The organism is Streptomyces sp. adm13(2018) (genome assembly GCF_008042145.1).
Classification (GTDB): domain Bacteria; phylum Actinomycetota; class Actinomycetes; order Streptomycetales; family Streptomycetaceae; genus Streptomyces.
In genome coordinates, this window is sequence record NZ_RDBH01000088.1 from 7,964 (window position 1) to 25,558 (window position 17,595).

General features: G+C 73.2%; 13 protein-coding genes. 8 read left to right on the forward strand and 5 right to left on the reverse strand.

All coding sequences use genetic code 11. The features are described 5' to 3' along the window. The first annotated feature begins 115 nt into the window (after window positions 1-115). The 3 genes from EAO70_RS07990 (at window position 116) to EAO70_RS08000 (ending at window position 4,696) form a co-directional block, all read left to right on the forward strand. Window positions 116-850, forward strand: coding sequence for an ABC transporter ATP-binding protein (locus EAO70_RS07990; RefSeq protein ID WP_148002318.1), 735 nt, complete (start codon window positions 116-118; stop codon window positions 848-850). Between the two features lie 95 nt (window positions 851-945). Continuing rightward, on the forward strand, window positions 946-3,717 hold the full coding sequence (locus EAO70_RS07995; protein ID WP_410091149.1) for a fumarate reductase/succinate dehydrogenase flavoprotein subunit: 2,772 nt from the start codon (window positions 946-948) through the stop codon (window positions 3,715-3,717). Window positions 3,718-3,916: 199 nt separating this feature from the next. Next, window positions 3,917-4,696, forward strand: a complete 780-nt coding sequence (locus EAO70_RS08000; RefSeq protein WP_261992744.1) for a VOC family protein — start codon at window positions 3,917-3,919, stop codon at window positions 4,694-4,696. Window positions 4,697-4,759: 63 nt separating this feature from the next. On the opposite strand, the gene EAO70_RS08005 is transcribed toward EAO70_RS08000, so the two are convergent. After that, on the reverse strand, window positions 4,760-6,223 hold the full coding sequence (locus EAO70_RS08005) for an MFS transporter (RefSeq protein ID WP_148002307.1): 1,464 nt from the start codon (window positions 6,221-6,223) through the stop codon (window positions 4,760-4,762). A gap of 122 nt (window positions 6,224-6,345) precedes the next feature. Between EAO70_RS08005 and EAO70_RS08010 the strand changes: the two genes are divergently transcribed. Continuing rightward, window positions 6,346-6,813, forward strand: a complete 468-nt coding sequence (locus EAO70_RS08010; protein WP_148002308.1) for a MarR family winged helix-turn-helix transcriptional regulator — start codon at window positions 6,346-6,348, stop codon at window positions 6,811-6,813. Window positions 6,814-7,039: 226 nt separating this feature from the next. Continuing rightward, window positions 7,040-10,060, forward strand: coding sequence for a carbohydrate binding domain-containing protein (locus EAO70_RS08015; protein WP_148002309.1), 3,021 nt, complete (start codon window positions 7,040-7,042; stop codon window positions 10,058-10,060). A gap of 40 nt (window positions 10,061-10,100) precedes the next feature. On the opposite strand, the gene EAO70_RS08020 is transcribed toward EAO70_RS08015, so the two are convergent. Together EAO70_RS08020 and EAO70_RS08025 are read right to left on the reverse strand one after the other, a co-directional pair. Next, on the reverse strand, window positions 10,101-10,667 hold the full coding sequence (locus tag EAO70_RS08020; protein WP_148002310.1) for a TetR/AcrR family transcriptional regulator: 567 nt from the start codon (window positions 10,665-10,667) through the stop codon (window positions 10,101-10,103). 7 nt (window positions 10,668-10,674) lie between these two features. Continuing rightward, the gene (locus EAO70_RS08025) at window positions 10,675-11,037 is read right to left on the reverse strand and encodes a DUF1304 domain-containing protein (protein ID WP_148002311.1); all 363 of its coding nucleotides are present in this window, start codon (window positions 11,035-11,037) and stop codon (window positions 10,675-10,677) included. 256 nt (window positions 11,038-11,293) lie between these two features. On the opposite strand from EAO70_RS08025, the gene EAO70_RS08030 reads away from it, so the two are divergent. The 3 genes from EAO70_RS08030 (at window position 11,294) to EAO70_RS08040 (ending at window position 15,874) form a co-directional block, all read left to right on the forward strand. Further along, window positions 11,294-13,075 carry a S8 family peptidase gene (locus EAO70_RS08030; RefSeq protein ID WP_148002320.1) on the forward strand — a complete coding sequence of 594 codons (1,782 nt, stop codon included), beginning with the start codon at window positions 11,294-11,296 and terminating at the stop codon, window positions 13,073-13,075. A 205-nt stretch (window positions 13,076-13,280) separates the two neighbouring features. Beyond that, window positions 13,281-14,183, forward strand: a complete 903-nt coding sequence (locus EAO70_RS08035; RefSeq protein WP_148002312.1) for an AurF N-oxygenase family protein — start codon at window positions 13,281-13,283, stop codon at window positions 14,181-14,183. Between the two features lie 32 nt (window positions 14,184-14,215). Beyond that, window positions 14,216-15,874 carry an FAD-dependent oxidoreductase gene (locus EAO70_RS08040; RefSeq protein ID WP_148002313.1) on the forward strand — a complete coding sequence of 553 codons (1,659 nt, stop codon included), beginning with the start codon at window positions 14,216-14,218 and terminating at the stop codon, window positions 15,872-15,874. A 105-nt stretch (window positions 15,875-15,979) separates the two neighbouring features. Here EAO70_RS08040 and EAO70_RS08045 read toward each other — a convergent pair whose 3' ends face one another. After that, the gene (locus tag EAO70_RS08045; RefSeq protein ID WP_148002314.1) at window positions 15,980-16,558 is read right to left on the reverse strand and encodes a Type-2Aa cytolytic delta-endotoxin; all 579 of its coding nucleotides are present in this window, start codon (window positions 16,556-16,558) and stop codon (window positions 15,980-15,982) included. A 112-nt stretch (window positions 16,559-16,670) separates the two neighbouring features. Further along, a complete protein-coding gene (locus EAO70_RS08050) occupies window positions 16,671-17,471 on the reverse strand; it encodes a LysR family substrate-binding domain-containing protein (protein ID WP_148002321.1) in 801 nt (266 codons plus the stop codon). Window positions 17,472-17,595 lie beyond the last annotated feature (124 nt).

Genomic DNA, 17,595 nt, shown 5'->3' on the forward strand with positions numbered 1-17,595 from the left:
CGTCGCAGGACAGCTCGGTCGCGTCGGCGAGATCGGGCACGGTCAGGGGGAGGTCCACGGCACTGCCTTTCGAAGCGGGGTGTCCGCGAAGCCGCCCACGACGGCGGGGCCGGCAGTGCCGACTGGGCCCACCGGATCGGAACTCGCCCTGGAGGGTGTCCGCCTCGGCCACCCCGGCGGGGTCCCCGTGCCGGGCCCGGTGGACCTGCGGATCGCCCCCGGCGAACTGCTCACCGTGGTCGGCCCCTCGGGCTGCGGGAAGACCACCCTCCTGCGCACCCTCGCCGGGCTGCTGGCCCCGCTGGAGGGGCGGGTCACCCAGGACGGCGAGCCCGTGCGCCGGCCGGGCGCCGACCGGGCCGTGGTCTTCCAGCACGACGCGCTGCTGCCCTGGCGCACGGTCCGCGCCAACGTCGAACTGCCCCTGGCCATCCGGCGGGTGCCACGGGCCGAGCGGCGCGGCCAGGCCGCGGAGTGGCTGGAGCGGGTCGGGCTCGGCGGGCACGCCGGCCGGCTCCCGCACCGGCTGTCCGGCGGGCAGCGGCAGCGCGTCCAGCTCGCCCGCGCCCTCGCCGGCCGGCCCCGGGCGGTCCTGATGGACGAGCCGTTCGGCGCGCTCGACGCCCACACCCGGGCCGGGATGCAGGACCTCCTGGCGGAGATTCTGCGCGGCACGGGCGCGACGGTCGTCTTCGTCACCCACGACGTCGACGAGGCGCTCCATCTCGGCGACCGGGTCGCCCTGTTCGCGACCGGCGAGGTGCTGGACGTGCCGCACCCGCGCTCGCGCGACGCCCGGCGGGCGCCGGAGACCGCCGCGCTCCGGCGCCGCGTCCTCGACTCCCTGTAGCGAGTCACGCCGCTCCCGCCGCGCGCCCGGTCGCCGCCGCCGGCCGGCGCCCCCTCCGCGCGTCCCCCGAACACCCCGCTTCGAAAGGCAGTGCCGTGGACCTCCCCCTGACCGTGCCCGATCTCGCCGACGCGACCGAGCTGTCCTGCGACGTGCTCGTCATCGGCGGCGGCACCGCCGGCACGATGGCCGCGCTGACCGCCGCCGAGCGCGGGGCGAACGTCCTGCTCCTGGAGAAGGCGCACGTCCGGCACTCCGGCGCGCTCGCCATGGGCATGGACGGCGTCAACAACGCGGTGGTGCCGGGCCGCGCCGAACCCGACGACTACGTCGCCGAGATCACCCGCGCCAACGACGGCCTGGTGGACCAGTCGACGGTCCGGCAGACGGCGACCCGGGGCTTCGGCATGGTCCAGCGCCTGGAGTCGTACGGGGTGAAGTTCGAGAAGGACGAGCACGGGGAGTACGCGGTCCGGCAGGTGCACCGGTCCGGTTCGTACGTCCTGCCGATGCCCGAGGGCAAGGACGTCAAGAAGGTGCTGTACCGGCAGCTCCGGCGGCGCGAGATGCGGGAGCGGATCCGGATCGAGAACCGGGTCATGCCGGTGCGCGTCCTCACCCACCCGGAGGACGGCCGGGCGGTCGGCGCGGCCGCGTTCCACACCCGCACCGGCGAGTTCGTCGTCGTCCGGGCGGGAGCCGTCGTCCTGGCCACCGGCCCCTGCGGCCGCCTCGGGCTGCCCGCCTCCGGCTATCTGTACGGCACCTACGAGAACCCGACGAACGCCGGCGACGGCTACGCCATGGCGTACCACGCGGGAGCCGCGCTCACCGGGATCGAGTGCTTCCAGATCAACCCCCTGATCAAGGACTACAACGGCCCGGCCTGCGCCTACGTCGCCAACCCCTTCGGCGGCTACCAGGTCAACCGGCACGGCGAGCGGTTCGTGGAGTCCGACTACTGGTCGGGGCAGATGATGGCCGAGTTCGCGGCCGAACTCGCCTCGGACCGGGCCCCGGTGTACCTGAAGCTCAGCCACCTCCCCGAGGAGACCGTCGGCGCGGTCGAGTCGATCCTGCACACCACGGAACGGCCCACCCGGGGCACCTTCCACGAGAACCGCGGCCACGACTACCGGACCCACGACATCGAGATGCACATCTCGGAGATCGGGCTGTGCGGGGGCCATTCGGCCTCGGGGGTACGGGTGGACTCCCACGCCCGGACGACCGTGCCCCGCCTGTACGCGGCCGGCGACCTGGCCTCCGTACCGCACAACTACATGATCGGGGCCTTCGTCTTCGGCGACCTGGCGGGCGCCGACGCCTCCCAGTACTCCGCGTACGACGGCGAGTTGGACCAGGCGCAGCTCGCGGCCGCCCACGAACTGGTCTACCGGCCGCTGCGCCACCCGGAGGGTCCGCCGCAGCCCCAGGTGGAGTTCAAGCTGCGGCGCTTCGTCAACGACTACGTGGCACCGCCCAAGACGGGCGCGAAACTCTCCCTCGCGGTCGAGGCATTCGACCGGATGACGCGGGAGATCGCCGGCATGGGGGCGCGGACGGCCCATGAGCTGATGCGGTGCGCGGAGGTGTCGTTCATCCGGGACTGCGCCGAGATGGCGGCGCGGGCCTCGCTCGCCAGGACCGAGTCGCGCTGGGGCCTGTACCACGAGCGGCTCGACCACCCCGAGCGGGACGACGAGGGCTGGCTCCACCATCTCGATCTGCGCAAGTCCCCGTCCGGGGCGATGGAGTTCACGGCGCGGCCGGTCGAGCCGTACCTGGTGCCGGTGCCCGGGTTCGCGCCTGCGGGGGGTGCGGAGCGGCACCTCGGCGAGGTGGAGCTGGTGCCGGTCGCGACGGCCGGCCCCCGGCAGGCTCCCCCGGCGGCGCGTCCCCGCGCGGACGCCCCGGCGCCGGTCGCGGTACCGGAAGGCGCGGCACCGGAGGGCGGAGCGGGAGCCATCGGGACGCCGGAGGGCGCCGCGCCCCACCCGCGTCTCCTCGCGCTCCTCTCCCTGGTGGAGGACTCCCCCGGCCTCGACGCCCTCGGCCCCTATCTGGACGACCCCGATCCGGCCGTCCGGGCGGCCGCCGTCACCGCCCTCGGCGAGACCGCTCCGACCGGGACCGGGCCGGTGCTCGCACGGCGGCTCCGGGACGAGTCGCCGCTCGTCCGGGCCGCCGCCGCGGCCGCGCTGCGCGAGCTGGTCGAGGTCCTGCCCGCCGGCCCGGACCTCGCTGCCGGGCTGCGGGAGGCGCTCGCCGTGCCCGACGCGGCCGTCCGGTCCGCCGCGCTGGAGGCGCTGCGGGCCCTGCGGCTCGGGGACGCCGCCCTGTACGGGGGTGCGCTCGCCGATCCGACGGTCGACGTCCGCGTCCAGGCCGTCCGCGCCCTGGTCTCGGTGGACGCCGTCGCGGAGCTGGGGGTGGCGGCCGCCGACCCGGACCGTGAGGTGCGGGTCGCGGTGGCCCGCGGGCTGGCGGCCGTGCGGGATCCGGCGCCCGAGCCGCTCCGGCCGCTGCTCGACGACGCGGACCCGCTGGTCAGGGGCGCGGCGCTGGCCGCTCTCGCGGGAACCGGCTGCCCGCCGGAGTACGCGGGGCGCGCCGGGTCCGCCCTCGCGGATCCGGCCTGGCAGGTCCGCTCGGGCGCCGCCACCGCCCTGCGGGCCGCCGCGGCGGGGCCGGCCGTCCCCGCCCTGGCGAAGGCCCTCGCCGATGTGAACGCGGACGTGCGGAAGGCCGCCGTCCTCTCGCTGCTCGTCCACCGGGCCGACCCCGGGGCCCGGTCGGCGCTCGCCGGGGCCTCGGCCGACCCCGACGCCGACGTCCGCGCCTACGCGGCCCGCGCGGCGCGCTGAGCCCGGGGCCGGCCGAGGGTGCCGGCCGGCGGTCGGCGCACCCGGGCGTGTGGTGATCGGCGGCACTCGGGTGAGTCGGCGCATGCGGGGCGGCTGACCGGGGAAAACGCGCACGACGCACGCAGCGAGCAGGACGGAACTGGAGGTGGTGCCGGTGTCGGGGCCGACGACCGGAGAGGTGGCGGGAGCGCCGTGCTGGTTGAGTCTGACCGCGCGGGATCTCGACGCGGCGGAGCGCTTCTACGGGGCGGTGCTCGGCTGGACGTTCCGGCGCGACGAGGGCGGTGAGCGGGCGTACTCGGTGGGCGGCCTCGACGGGCAGCCCGTGGCCGTGATCGCGGCGGTGGCGACGGAGCTGTCCGTACGGGTCGCCTGGACGGCCTTCTTCACGGTCGAGGACGCGGACGAGGCGGTGGCGCGGATCCGGGAGCGGGGCGGCACGGTCGGCGTCGGGCCGGTCGCCTACCCGCCGCACGGGCGGGCCGCGCTGGCCACCGACCGCGAGGGTGCGGCGTTCGGCGTCTGGGAGGGGCCGACGGAGAGCCGGCTGCACCTCGGGATGGGGTCGGCGCCGGCCTGGCTGGAACTGCACACCCGGGACGCGTTCGACGCGGCCGTGTTCTACGGGGAGGTCCTGCGCTGGGCGGAGCGGGCAGCCGTCGGCTTCGAGGTCTCGTACGAGCAGGACAAGGTGGTGCTGCGCCGGGACGGGGAGGCCGTGGCCCGGCTGAACAGCGGGCCGGTGGAGTCCGGGTCGCCCCGGCCGCAGCTGCGCCCGCGGTGGCTGGTGCGCTTCCGGGTGCCGGATCCGGAGGCGGCCGCGGTGGCGGTGGTGGCCTACGGCGGGACCGTGGTGCCGGGCGGCGACTGGGGCGGGGTGCGGGGTCCGGAGGAGGCCGACGGACGCCGGGCCGTGGTGGTCCGGGATCCCGAGGGCGCACTGTTCGCCCTGGAGCCCGCGGGGGACGGCCGGGGCTGACCCCTTCGGTTCCCCGACCGGACGAGGGGCGGCGGTGCGGTTCCGCACCGCCGCCCCTCGGGCTCAGGCCGCGGCCTCGGTGGCGGCGCGGGGCGCGGTTCCGGGTGCCGTGCCCGCCGGGTCGCCGAGCGTAGCGGCGGGCCTGCCGGGGATGAGCGCGGCGACCACCGCGGCCGCGAGGCCGACGCCGCAGCCGATGAGCATGGCGACGCGGAAGCCGTTCTCGGACGGCAGGACGTGGCCGCCGAGGGTGGTGGTCAGCTGAGCAAGCACGACCCCGATCACGGCGGCCGAGACCGAGGTGCCGATGGAGCGCATCAGGGTGTTGAAGCTGTTGGCCGAGGCGGTCTCCTCCTGCGGGACGGCGCCCATGATGAGGGCCGGCATGGCCCCGTAGGCGAGGCCCACACCGGTGTTGCAGATGAGGGTGACGACGAGCAGACCCCACGTGGTGTCCATCAGGGCGGGCGAGGAACCGTAGCCGGCGGCGATCACGAGGGCGCCGACGGAGAGCGTGACCTTGGGGCCGCGGGCGGCGGAGAGCTTGGCGCCGAGCGGGGCGAGGACCATCATCATCAGCCCCGCCGGGGCCATCCAGAGGCCCATCGCCATCATCGACTGGCCGAGTCCGTATCCGGTCGCCTCGGGCAGCTGGAAGAGCTGCGGGACGACCAGGGACTGCGCGTACATGGCGAAGCCGACCAGGACCGACGCCAGGTTGGTCATCAGGACCACCGGTCGGGCGGTGACCCGCAGGTCGACGAGGGGGTCGCGGGTCCGCAGCTCCCACCGGCCCCAGGCGAGCAGCACGATCACGGCGACGGCGAGGAGGCCGAGGGTGGTGCCGCTGCCCCAGCCCCAGGTGGCTCCCTTGGAGACGGCGAGCAGCAGGGAGACGAGCCCGACGCCGAGGCCGAGGGCGCCCGGTACGTCGAACCGGCCGGGGGCGGCGGCGCGGCGGCCGGCGGGGGCGACACGCCAGATCAGGAGGCCGACCACGACGCTGAGCGCGGCGGCGACCCAGAAGAGGACGCGCCAGCTGGCGTTCTCGGCGACGGCCGCGGAGAACGGCAGGCCGAGGGCGCCGCCGACGCCCATGGAGGCGCTCATCAGGGCGATGGAGCCGCCCAGCCGCTCGGGCGGCAGGATGTCGCGCAGCAGGCTGATGCCGAGCGGGACGACGCCCATGCCGAGGCCCTGGAGACCGCGTCCGACGATCATGGGAACGACGGAGGAGGCGAGGGCGCAGACCACCGAGCCGACGACCAGGGGGACGACGGAGACGAGCAGGACCCGCCGCTTGCCGAGGGTGTCGCCGAGCCGGCCGGCCACGGGGGTGGCCACGGCGCCCGCGAGGAGGGTGGCGGTGATCACCCAGGAGGCGTTGGACGCGGTGGTGTCGAGCAGGCGGGGAAGGTCGCCGATGAGCGGCACCACCAGGGTCTGCATGAGTGCGGCCACGATGCCGGCGAGCGCGAGGACGCCGACGACGCCTCCGGGTCGTGCGTCGGGCTGGGTGGCGTCCACGTGTTCTCCCTCGATCGTCCGGGCGGTACTCCGCCACGGCCCCATGTGCATAGTGCACATTCATGGTGCCATACACAAGACATGCATTATGCACACTCGTGGGGGCGAGGGACAATGGGGTCATGGACAAGCCCGAGGACAAACCCCTCCACCTGGTCGAGTTCGAGACCATGCTGCTCGGTCGGCACGCCCATCTGTACGCCCCGCGCTCACGGGCGGGCGGCGGCCAGCTGGACCGCAGCGCCTACGTCCTGCTGAGCCGTATCCGCATGCACGGGCCGATGTCCATCGGGCAGCTCAGCGAGGCCTTCGGGCTCGACGCCTCCACCCTCAACCGGCAGACCGCCGCGATGCTGCGGGCCGGGGTCGTGGAGCGCATCTCCGATCCGGACGGCGGGATCGCCCGCAAGTTCCGGATCACGGAGGACGGCGAGCGACGCCTGGAGGCCGACCGCCACGCGAACATCGAGGGGCTCGACCGGGTCATGGAGCACTGGTCCCCGGAGGACGTGGAGCGCTTCGCGGGTTTCCTGAAGCGCTTCAACCGGGACATCGAGCGCCTCGAGGGCCGCCCCTGGCCGCGCCCCTGACACCCCGGTCACTGCCGCGGCCCCGAAGACAAGCGCCGAGGCGATCACCTCTCCGCACTTCCCCACCCCCGGACTTCGCCAGAACCCTTTACGACGGGGGGAGGCGACGATACGTTCCGGCCACGCAAGACGTTTCCGCAACTTTCCGACAGCGTTTCCAGAGGGCTTCGCCTCCCGCCGGGGCGGAGCTCTGCCCGGTGACGCGCCGTCCTGCCTGGAGATCCGGATGACATCCCCCTGCGGACTGACACGTACCCACGGACGCCCGCCCCTCAGACCGTTCGCCGCCCTCGCGGTCGCCGCCGGGCTCCTCGGCCTCCTGGCCGCTCCGTCCGGCGGCTCCTCCCCCGGCGCCGGCCCGCGCACGGTCCCGGTCGCCGCCACCGCCGAGAACACCGCCACGGTCTTCTACTGGACGAAGACGAGGAACTGGGCGCAGTACAAGCTCCACTGGGCCCCGGACGGCGGCTCCTGGACCACGGTCCCGGGCGCGGCCATGGAGGCCGCCTGCACGGACTGGGTGAAGAAGACGGTCACCCTCGGCACGGCCACCGGCCTCCAGGCGACCTTCACGAACGGCACCGGCACCTGGGACAACAACGGCGGCCGGAACTACGCCCTCGGCACCGGCTCCCTCACCGTCAAGGACGGGGTGATCGCCCACTCCGACCCCTGCGCCGGAACCGGGTCCGAGCCGACCCCGACGCCGGGCGCGAAGGCCACCGTCTACTACTCGACCGAGGCACTGGGGTGGTCGACCGCCAACATCCACTACCAGCCGGCCGGTGGCACCTGGACCACGCCACCCGGCGTCGGCATGCAGGCCGCCTGCACCGGCTGGTGGAAGCGGGAGGTGGACCTCGGCACGGCCGCCTCCCTCAAGGCCGCCTTCAACAACGGCAACGGCACCTGGGACAACAACGGCGGCGCCGACTACACGATAGGCCCGGGCGTCAGCACCGTGCGGAACAACGCGGTGAAGGCGAACGCGGCCGACCCATGCGCCGCCGAGGTCCCCGACACCCGGGCGCCGACCGCCCCCACGAAGGTCACCGCCGTCGCGGACGGCGTCTCGGTCCTGCTCACGTGGGACCCCGCCACCGACGACGAGGGTGTGACGAAGTACCAGGTCACGCGGGTCGGCGGCAGCGGCGGAAGCGTCGTCACCGATGTGGGCTCCACCGTGTTCTCGGACACGGGCCTCGCCGCACGGACCGCGTACACCTACACCGTGCGGGCCGCGGACGCGGCGGGCAACGTCTCCGCCTCCTCGGCTCCCGCGACCGCCACCACCGGGGACGCGCCGGCCACCCCCGCCACCGGCAGGCCCCTCGGCACCGACCCGCGCAAGGATCCCATCTACTTCGTCCTCACGGCCCGCTTCAACGACGGCGACCCCTCGAACAACCGCGGCGGGAGCCAGCACGTCAAGTCGGGCAACGCCGCCAACGACGACCCCATGTTCCGGGGCGACTTCAAGGGTCTCATCCAGAAGCTGGACTACGTCAAGGGGCTCGGATTCTCGGCGATCTGGGTGACCCCGGTGGTCCTCAACCGGTCCGACTACGACTACCACGGGTACCACGGGTACGACTTCTACCGGGTCGACCCCCGTCTGGAGTCGGCCGGCGCCTCCTACCAGGACCTGATCGACGCCGCCCACGCCAAGGGCATGAAGATCTACCAGGACGTCGTGTACAACCACTCCTCGCGCTGGGGCGCCAAGGGCCTCTTCACGCCCACCGTGTACGGCGTGCGGGACAGCCAGTGGAGCTGGTACTACGACGAGAAGCAGCCCGGCTTCGAGTACGACGGCCTGACGATCGACGCGAAGACCGGCAAGTCGTACTACAACGGTGACCTGTGGTCCACGGCCGAGCCGGCCGGCAACACCTGCCTCGACTGGGGCAGGCCCACCGGCGGCAAGAGCGCCGAGGGCTACACGGTCTACAACTGCCAGTGGCCGAGCCCGACGTCCGGGATGTTCCCCACGGCGCTCTACCACCAGTGCTGGATCGGCAACTGGGAGGGCGAGGACTCCCGTTCGTGCTGGCTGCACGAGGACCTGGCCGACTTCGACACCGAGAACCCGACCGTCCAGAACTACCTGATCGGCGCGTACGACAAGTACATCGACATGGGCGTCGACGGCTTCCGCGTCGACACGGCCGTGCACATCCCGCGCACCACCTGGAACCGCCGCTTCCTGCCGGCCATCCAGGAACGGGTGACACGGAGCCACGGCGCCGAGGCCGCGAAGAACTTCTTCGTCTTCGGCGAGGTCGCCGCCTTCGTGAACGACAAGTGGAACCGCGGCTCGGTGAACCACTCGGCGCAGTTCTTCACCTGGAAGGAGCGCAAGGAGTACGACGCGGACGACACGAAGGCCGCCCTGGAGATGTACGCCTACGAGCAGCAGCAGGGCACGGGCGCCCAGCCCTCCTCCACCAACGCCCTCCTGAACGGGAACAGCTACCACACCCCCGATCACAGCCGCTTCTCGGGCATGAACGTCATCGACATGCGCATGCACATGAACTTCGGTGACGCGTCCAACGCCTTCTCCAACGGCAAGGACTCGGACGACAGTCACCACGACGCCACCTACAACGTCGTCTATGTCGACAGCCACGACTACGGCCCCGACAAGTCGAGCGAGCGGTACGCCGGCGGCACCGACGCCTGGGCCGAGAACATGTCCCTGATGTGGACCTTCCGCGGCATCCCGACGCTGTACTACGGTTCCGAGATCGAGTTCCGGAAGGGCCGGAAGATCGACTGCGGGCCGTCCTGTCCGCTGGCCACCACCGGCCGCGCGTACTTCGGCGACCATGTGGCGGGCTCGGTCACGGCCTCGGACTTCTCCCAGGTCTCCGCCGCGTCCGGAGCGGTCGCCACGACGCTCCAGCAGCCCCTGGTGAAGCATGTGCAGCGGCTGAACCAGATCCGCCGGGCGATCCCCGCGCTCCAGACGGGCCAGTACTCCACGGAGGGCATCTCGGGCGGCATGGCGTTCAAGCGCCGCTACACCAGCGGAACCACGGACAGCTTCGCCCTGGTCACGATCTCGGGCGGCGCCACGTACACGGGCATCCCGAACGGCACGTACACCGACGCGGTGACGGGCGACGTGAAGACCGTCTCCAACGGCACGCTCTCGGTCGGCGCACCGGGCAAGGGCAACCTGCGGGTGTACGTCCTGAACGGCCCCGGCCGGATCGGCACGGCGGGGCCGTACCTGAAGTAGCCCGCAGACCGGGCCGGGCGCCTCCCCCGGCCCGGTCTCGTCAACCCAGCGGCGTGCGGTGCAGGTTGACGAGCAGGCGCCAGACCAGGTGGGCGATCCGGTCGGAGTCGCCCTCGATCAGGCCGTGGAGCCAGTCGGCGAGCACCCCGGCGAAGGTGGCGGCCACGGCCGAGGCGACCAGCTCGGGCTCGGGGGCGCCGGCCAGGCGGCGCTCGTGGAGGCTGCGGGCCCGCAGGTCTGCATGGAGCACGAGCCCGAGCGGCCCGCCGCCGCCCGGGCGCAGCAGGGCGCGGTAGAGGCCGGCGTGCGGGACGAGTTCGGCGAGGAAGTCGCGCAGGGCGGGCGGCGGTGACGCCGGGTCGGGGGCGCCGCGCCAGGCGTGCAAGGCGTCGACCGCGTCGCGCACGACGCCGGCGCAGGCGTCGACGGCGAGGGCTTCGAGGTCGCCGTAGTGCAGGTAGAAGGTGGCCCGGCCGACTCCCGCCCGGCGCACCAGCGGGGCGATGGCGACCTCGGCCAGCGGGCGTTCGGCGCACTCGTCGAGGAGGGCCTGCCGCAGTTTGGCCCGGGTCCTGGCCGCCCGGGGGTCGCCGGGTGTCGTGGTCACGGGCGGGTCACCGGCTCAGCAGGACGGCGCCCAGGGCGAGCGCTCCCGGGAGCGCCTGGGCGACCAGGATGCGGCGGTTGGCGGTGGCGCCGCCGTAGAGCCCGGCGACGACGACGCAGGAGAGGAAGAAGACCTGGACGCGGAAGCCGGTCGGATCGACGGCGACGAGGCCCCAGACGAGTCCGGCGGCGAGGAAGCCGTTGTAGAGGCCCTGGTTGGCGGCGAGCGGGGCGGTGGCGCGGGCCATGTCGGCGTCGAAGCCGGAGAGGCCGCGGCCCGGCCTCCGCTCCCACAGGAACATCTCCAGGACCAGGAAGGAGACGTGCAGGGCGGCCACCAGGCCTACCAGCACGTTCGCCGTCGTCTCCACCGTCGTCTCCTCAGCGCCTCAGTTTTATGGACAGGTGTCCACCATACATGGACACCTGTCCAGCAAGTGGCCGCGATCGGTCAACAGTGCGTAACGCGAACGGGCTTCTCGGACTGAACGCTTCCCTCCGCCCCGCGACTCTGGGATCTTGCGTCCACCCCACACATCACAGGGCCCGGCGGGCGCCACCCGCGCCACCGGGTCATCGGAGGACGCATTGTTTTCCCTCATATCCAGCCGCTTGAGATCGTCGGCCATCGCCGTCGCGGCGCTCGGTACGACCGTCGCGCTCGCCGCTCCCGCGGGACTCGCCCAGGCAGCACCGAACGACACGGAGCCCGTCGCGGCCCGTGCGGCGGGGGCGACGCAGAGCACCACGACGAAGGCGGCGGTTCCGGCCGCCTGGGCCGCGGGCACCCGCGCCTACCTGGTGATCACGGCGCCCGGCGGCACCTCGGCGGTGACCGGCGCGATCACCTCCAACGGCGGCTCGGTCTTCGCCGGTTACGACGCGATCGGCGTGATCGTGGCGCACTCGACCTCCGCGTCGTTCGCCGCGTCGATGCGCTCCGTCAGCGGAGTCCAGCAGGTCGGGGCGACCCGTACCTCGGACGTCCCCGCCGACGCCTACAACCCGGCGCTTCCGGCCAACCCCGCGCAGTCGGCGACCACGCTGACGGAGTCGAACCGCTGGGACATGACGCAGATCAAGGCCGAGCAGGCCTGGGCGGTCACCACCGGTTCGGCGACCGTGAAGGTCGGCGTCCTCGACACCGGCGTCGACGACCAGCACCAGGACATCGCGCCCAACTTCAACGCCGCCGACTCGGCCTCCTGCGCCTACGGCAAGGCGGACGCGCGGACGGGCGCCTGGCGCGACGTCGGCACTCACGGCACGCACGTCGCGGGCACGATCGCGGCCGCCAAGAACGGCAAGGGCGTCATCGGCGTCGCGCCGGGCGTGAAGATCTCCTCGGTCCGCATCGCGGAGCCGACCAGCAGCCTGTTCTTCGCGGAGAACACCATCTGCGGCTTCATGTGGGCCGGTGACCACGGCTTCAAGGTCACCAACAACAGCTACTACACGGACCCGTGGCAGTTCAACTGCCCGGACAACCTGGACCAGGCCGCCATCATCGAGGGCGTCCGCCGGGCCCAGGTGTACGCCGAGGGCAAGGGCTCGCTCCAGGTGGCCGCCGCCGGCAACTCCAACTACGACCTGGCGAACAAGACGACCGACTCCGAGAGCCCCAACGACTCGACGCCGGTCACCCGCACCATCACCAACGCCTGCCTCGACATCCCGACCGAGCTGCCGGGCGTCGTCACCGTCGCCTCGCAGGCCAGCGGCGGCGCCAAGGCCTCGTACTCGAACTTCGGCAACGGCGTGATCGACGTGGCCGCGCCGGGCGGCGACGGCTCCACCCAGGTCTACTCGACGCTGCCGGGCGGCAAGTACGGCAACATGAGCGGCACCTCGATGGCCTCCCCGCACGTGGCGGGCGTCGCGGCGCTGATCGCCAGCACCAACCCGACGTTCACCCCGGCGCAGATCCGGGACCAGCTGGGCGCCCAGGCCACGGACCGCGCGTGCCCCTCGGACAGCCGCTGCAAGGGCACCGCGACCAAGAACGGCTTCTTCGGCGAAGGCGCCGTCGACGCCCTGAAGGCCGTCGGGGGCTCCACCCCGCCGCCCGGCAAGTACTTCGAGAACCTCGCAGACGTCACGATCGTGGACAACGGCACGGTCGAGAGCCCGATCACCGTCAGCGGTGTGACGGGCAACGCACCGGCCACCCTGAAGGTCGGCGTGGACGTCAGGCACACCTACATCGGTGACCTGAAGGTCGACCTGGTGGCCCCGGACGGCACCGTCTACACGGTCCACAACCGGACCGGCGGCGGCACGGACAACATCGTCCAGACGTTCACCGTCAACGCGTCCTCCGAGGTCGCGAACGGTGTCTGGAAGCTCCGGGTCAACGACAACGCGAGCCAGGACACCGGGAAGATCGACGCCTGGAACCTGACCTTCTGACAGACCGGCACGCCGGCGCACGACCTCTCGACGGGGCCGGAACCCACCTGGGTTCCGGCCCCGTTCGCCTGCCCGCGGGAAAAAGTCCGTACCGGGGGGTAGGCCTGCCCCGGCCCCTTGCTATACGTTCCGTCTAACAAGCTTGCTAGACGCGAAGTCTAATAAGTGTCCGAACCGCCGATCGCGCGATCCAAGGAGCCGCACCATGGCAAGCAGCACCGTTCGCCCGGAGCCCGATGACCAGGACGTCGCCGAGCGGCTGCTCCGGTCGGCCGCGAAGCTGTCGTACGACCCCGCCGTCGAGGTCGACTGGGACACCCCCCTGGACAAGGACTTCCACGGGCAGAGCCCCGAATGGAACTCCCTCTACGGCACCGCGTACTGGAACGAGATGACGGAGGCCCAGCAGAAGGAGCTGACCCGTCAGGAGACCGCCTCCGTCGCCAGCACCGGCATCTGGTTCGAGATGATCCTCCAGCAGATGGTCCTCCGCGACATCTACCGCATGGACCACACCGACCCCCGGTTCCAGTGGGCCCTCACCGAGATCGCCGACGAGTGCCGGCACTCGATCATGTTCGCCCGCGGCTCCGAGAAGCTCGGTGCGCCCTCCTACCGGCCCAAGCGGGCCGTCCTGGAGCTCGGTCGCTTCATGAAGACCGTCGGGTTCGGCGAGGCCGCCTACGCCGGCATCCTCGTCGCCGAGGAGGTCCTCGACGTCATGCAGCGCGACTGGATGCGCGACGAGCGGGTCGTTCCCTTCGTCCGCACCATCAGCAACATCCATGTCGTCGAGGAGTCCCGGCACATGAAGTTCGCCCGGGACGAGACGCGCCGCCACCTCGCCCGCGCGAGCCGGACCCGCCGTCACTTCCAGGCCCTCGTCGTCGCCATCGCCGCGTACTACATCATCACGAGCCTGGTCAGCCCCGAGGTGTACGTCCGCGCCGGACTCGACCCGGAGCGGGCCCGCCGCGAGGCCGCGGCCAACGAGCACTACAAGGCACAGCTGCGCGCCAGCTGCTCCGGACTCATGGAGTTCCTCGCCGACGTCGGGATGCTGACCCGGCCCGCGCTCTTCTTCTACCAGCGCGCCCACCTCGTCTGATCCCCCGAGCCGAGCAGAGCAGAGCCGACGACATGACCTACGCGATCACCCAGACCTGCTGCAACGACGCCACGTGCGTCGCCGTCTGCCCGGTCAACTGCATCCACCCGACGCCCGAGGAGCCGGACTTCGGCACCACGGAGATGCTCTACATCGACCCGAAGAGCTGCATCGACTGCGGTGCCTGCGCCGACGCCTGCCCCGTCGACGCGATCTTCCCCGCCGACCGGCTCACCGGCCGGCTCCGCGAGTACGAGGCCGTCAACGCCGCCTACTACGCGGACCGGACGCCCGGACCCGCCCTCGCCTCGCCCAACTTCCACCCGTGGGGCCAGCCCGCGTTCCCCCGCTCGCTGCCGGCCGACTTCGCCCCGCTGCGGATCGCGGTCGTCGGCACCGGCCCCGCCGGCATGTACGCCGCCGAGGACCTCCTGCTGCACACCAGCGCCGAGGTCACCCTGATCGACCGCCTCCCGGTGGCCGGCGGACTCCTCCGGTACGGCGTGGCACCCGACCACCCGGCGACCAGGGGGGCCGGGGACACCTTCGCCCGCTTCCACGCCCACCCGAGGGTCCGGATGCGGCTCGGCCTGGAGGTCGGCAAGGAGGTCACCGTCGAGGAGCTCGCCGCGCACCACGACGCGGTCGTCTACGCGGTGGGCGCCCCCTCCGACCGGCGGCTGGGCATCCCCGGCGAGGACCTCCCCGGCAGCGTCTCGGCCACCTCGGTCGTCTCCTGGTACAACGCCCACCCCGAGACGGGCGCGGACGCCGTGCCGCTCACCCCGGGACGGGTGGTCGTCGTCGGCAACGGCAACGTGGCGCTCGACGTCGCCCGGGTGCTCGTCACCGACCCCGACACCCTCGCCGGCACCGACATCGCCGACCACGCCCTCGCCGCGCTGCGCGGCACGGCGGCGCGCGAGGTGGTGCTGCTCGGCCGCCGGGGCCCCGGGGAGGCGGCCTACACCCATTCCGAGCTGCTCGCCCTGAAGCACCTGCCGGGCGTGGACCTGGTCCTCGACGACCGGGACCCGCGCACCGGCGCGGCCGTGGACGCGGCCCCGGACGGCACGAAGGCGGCGCTGCTGCGGGACGTGGCGCGGGAGACGGTGGACTGGACGCGGGACCCCGCGCCGGACCGGCGGCGCATCGTGCTCCGCTTCCACTCCGCCCCGGTCGAGGCCGTGGGCACCGAGGCCGTCCGCGCGGTCCGGGTCACCGAGGACGGGGCGCCGGACGGGACGGAGATCGCGGCGGGACTCCTCGTCCGGGCGATCGGCTACCGGGGCGTGCCGCTGGCGGGCCTGCCCTTCGACGAGACGACCGGCACGGTGCCGCACGAGGCCGGGCGGGTGGCCGGGCTGCCCGGCGGCTATGTCGTCGGCTGGATCAAACGCGGGCCCACCGGCGGCATCGGCGCGAACCGGGCCTGCGCGGAGGAGACCGTCGGGACGCTCCTCGCGGACGCGGTCGCCGGAGTGCTGCCGGCACCGACGGGCACCGCGCAGGAGTTCCGCCGGCTGGCGCGGCGGCGAAGCCGTCATCTGGTCGACGCGCGCGGTCTCGCGGCCATCGACCGCGCCGAGCGGGCCAGGGGCCGGGACGAGGGCCGCCCACGGGTCAGACTCGCCACGGTGCCGGAGCTCGTGGCGGCGGCGCGGGGCGCTCGACTGCGCCCGGGGGGCTGACCGCAGGAGCCGGAAGGCGGGGGCCGGCGGAGGGCGGCCCGGAAGACAGCGGGCGAGGGGGTCCGGCCCGGGACGGCGGGCCGGCGGATCGCCGGGTGCGGGACGTCAGGCCACGAGGTCCAGGGCCTGCCGGACCACGATCGCGTTGAGCCGGACCGCGAACGGAACGACGTCGGTCAGCTCCAGGGCGACGGCCCGCGCCTTCGGCAGCTCGACGGTCACGTCGACGCAGAAGGCCAGGGCGTACATGTGCTCCCCGGTCTCCTCGTCCTGGAGGGCGAAGAACAGGTCCCGGTAGAACCGGGTCCGCTCGCCCGACTCCTCGTAGAACGACAGCCCGGGCTGCCCCTCCTGCGCGGCGAGGCCGGTGAAGGCCTGGACGAGCTCCCGCTCGACGGTGGCCCAGAACCCGGCCTCGGCGCACTCCGGCGGAAGCGCCTGCCGGACGGCCTCCTTGAGGGAGAGCACCATGACCAGGACGGGGGCGTACTCCTGGAGCCCCCAGCCCCGCACCATCTTCACCACGGTGCTGTCCGGGACGGCCGCGGCGGCCTCCCGGATGGCCTCGAAGTCGAAGTTGACGGTCGCCGGGGCGATCGCCTCCTGGAACACCCGGTCGATGGACCGGGCCTGCGCGAGATGGTCCGCTCCCACCTCGACGACGGTCCTGAAACTGGCGGCCAAAGCTCCTCCTGGATGATCTCGGTGATCAGGAGGGGTCAGTATGCCGACCGCCCGCCGGGCCCCGGGGGCGGCGTCCGCCGTACGGACGGAGGCCGCGGGGGCGCGGAGCGGCTCAGGAGCGCTTGCGGGGCTTCCCGCTCGTACGACCCCGGCCCGAGCCCCCGGCGGCGCCGCCCTTGCGGGCCGCGGGCTTGCCCGTCGTACGGGATCCGGCGCCCGGCTTTCCCGACCGGGCGGGCTTGGCCCCCGACCTGCGGTCCTTCTGGTCCTTCGGCTGCTTCTGGCCCTTCTGCGCCTCGGCACGACGGCCGCGGGTGCTGTTCACCGTCCGGCCGCGCACGATGCCGATGAACTCCTCCACCAGGTCGGGCGCCTCGTCCGCGGCCTGCCACGACAGGGCCACCCGGGACTGCGGGACGTCGTGCAGCGTCCGGTAGGTGAGGTCCTTGCGGTGGTGCAGCCGGGCGAGGGACTGCGGCACGGCGAGCACGCCGACACCGGCGGCGACCAGCTCGATCGCGTCGGCGGTCGTCTCCGGCCGCTCGTTCGCCGGGCGGCCGGGCAGCCGCTCCCAGTCGAGGGTGTCGTCGAGCGGGTGCAGGACGAGCTCCTCGGCGAGGTCCTCGACCGCGACCTCCTCCGCCGCCGCGAACAGGTGGTCCTTGGGGACGACGACGACCGTCGTCTCCGTGTAGAGCGGGATGGCGCTCAGATCGTCCCGGTCGACGGGGAGCCGGACCAGGCCGGCGTCGGCCGTGCCCTCCCGGAGCGCGCCGAAGGCCTCGGCGGGCGTCAGCGGGACCAGGGTCAGGGGGACGTCGGGCAGGCGCTCGTTCCAGACCCGCACCCACTTGGAGGGCGTCACTCCCGGCACGTAGGCGAGCCGGAAGGAGGAAGAGGAGTTCATCGGCATCGTGCGCGGCCGGACGGTGAACAGCACCCGCGGCCGTCGTGCCGAGGCGCAGAAGGGCCAGAAGCAGCCGAAGGACCAGAAGGACCGCAGGTCGGGGGCCAAGCCCGCCCGGTCGGGAAAGCCG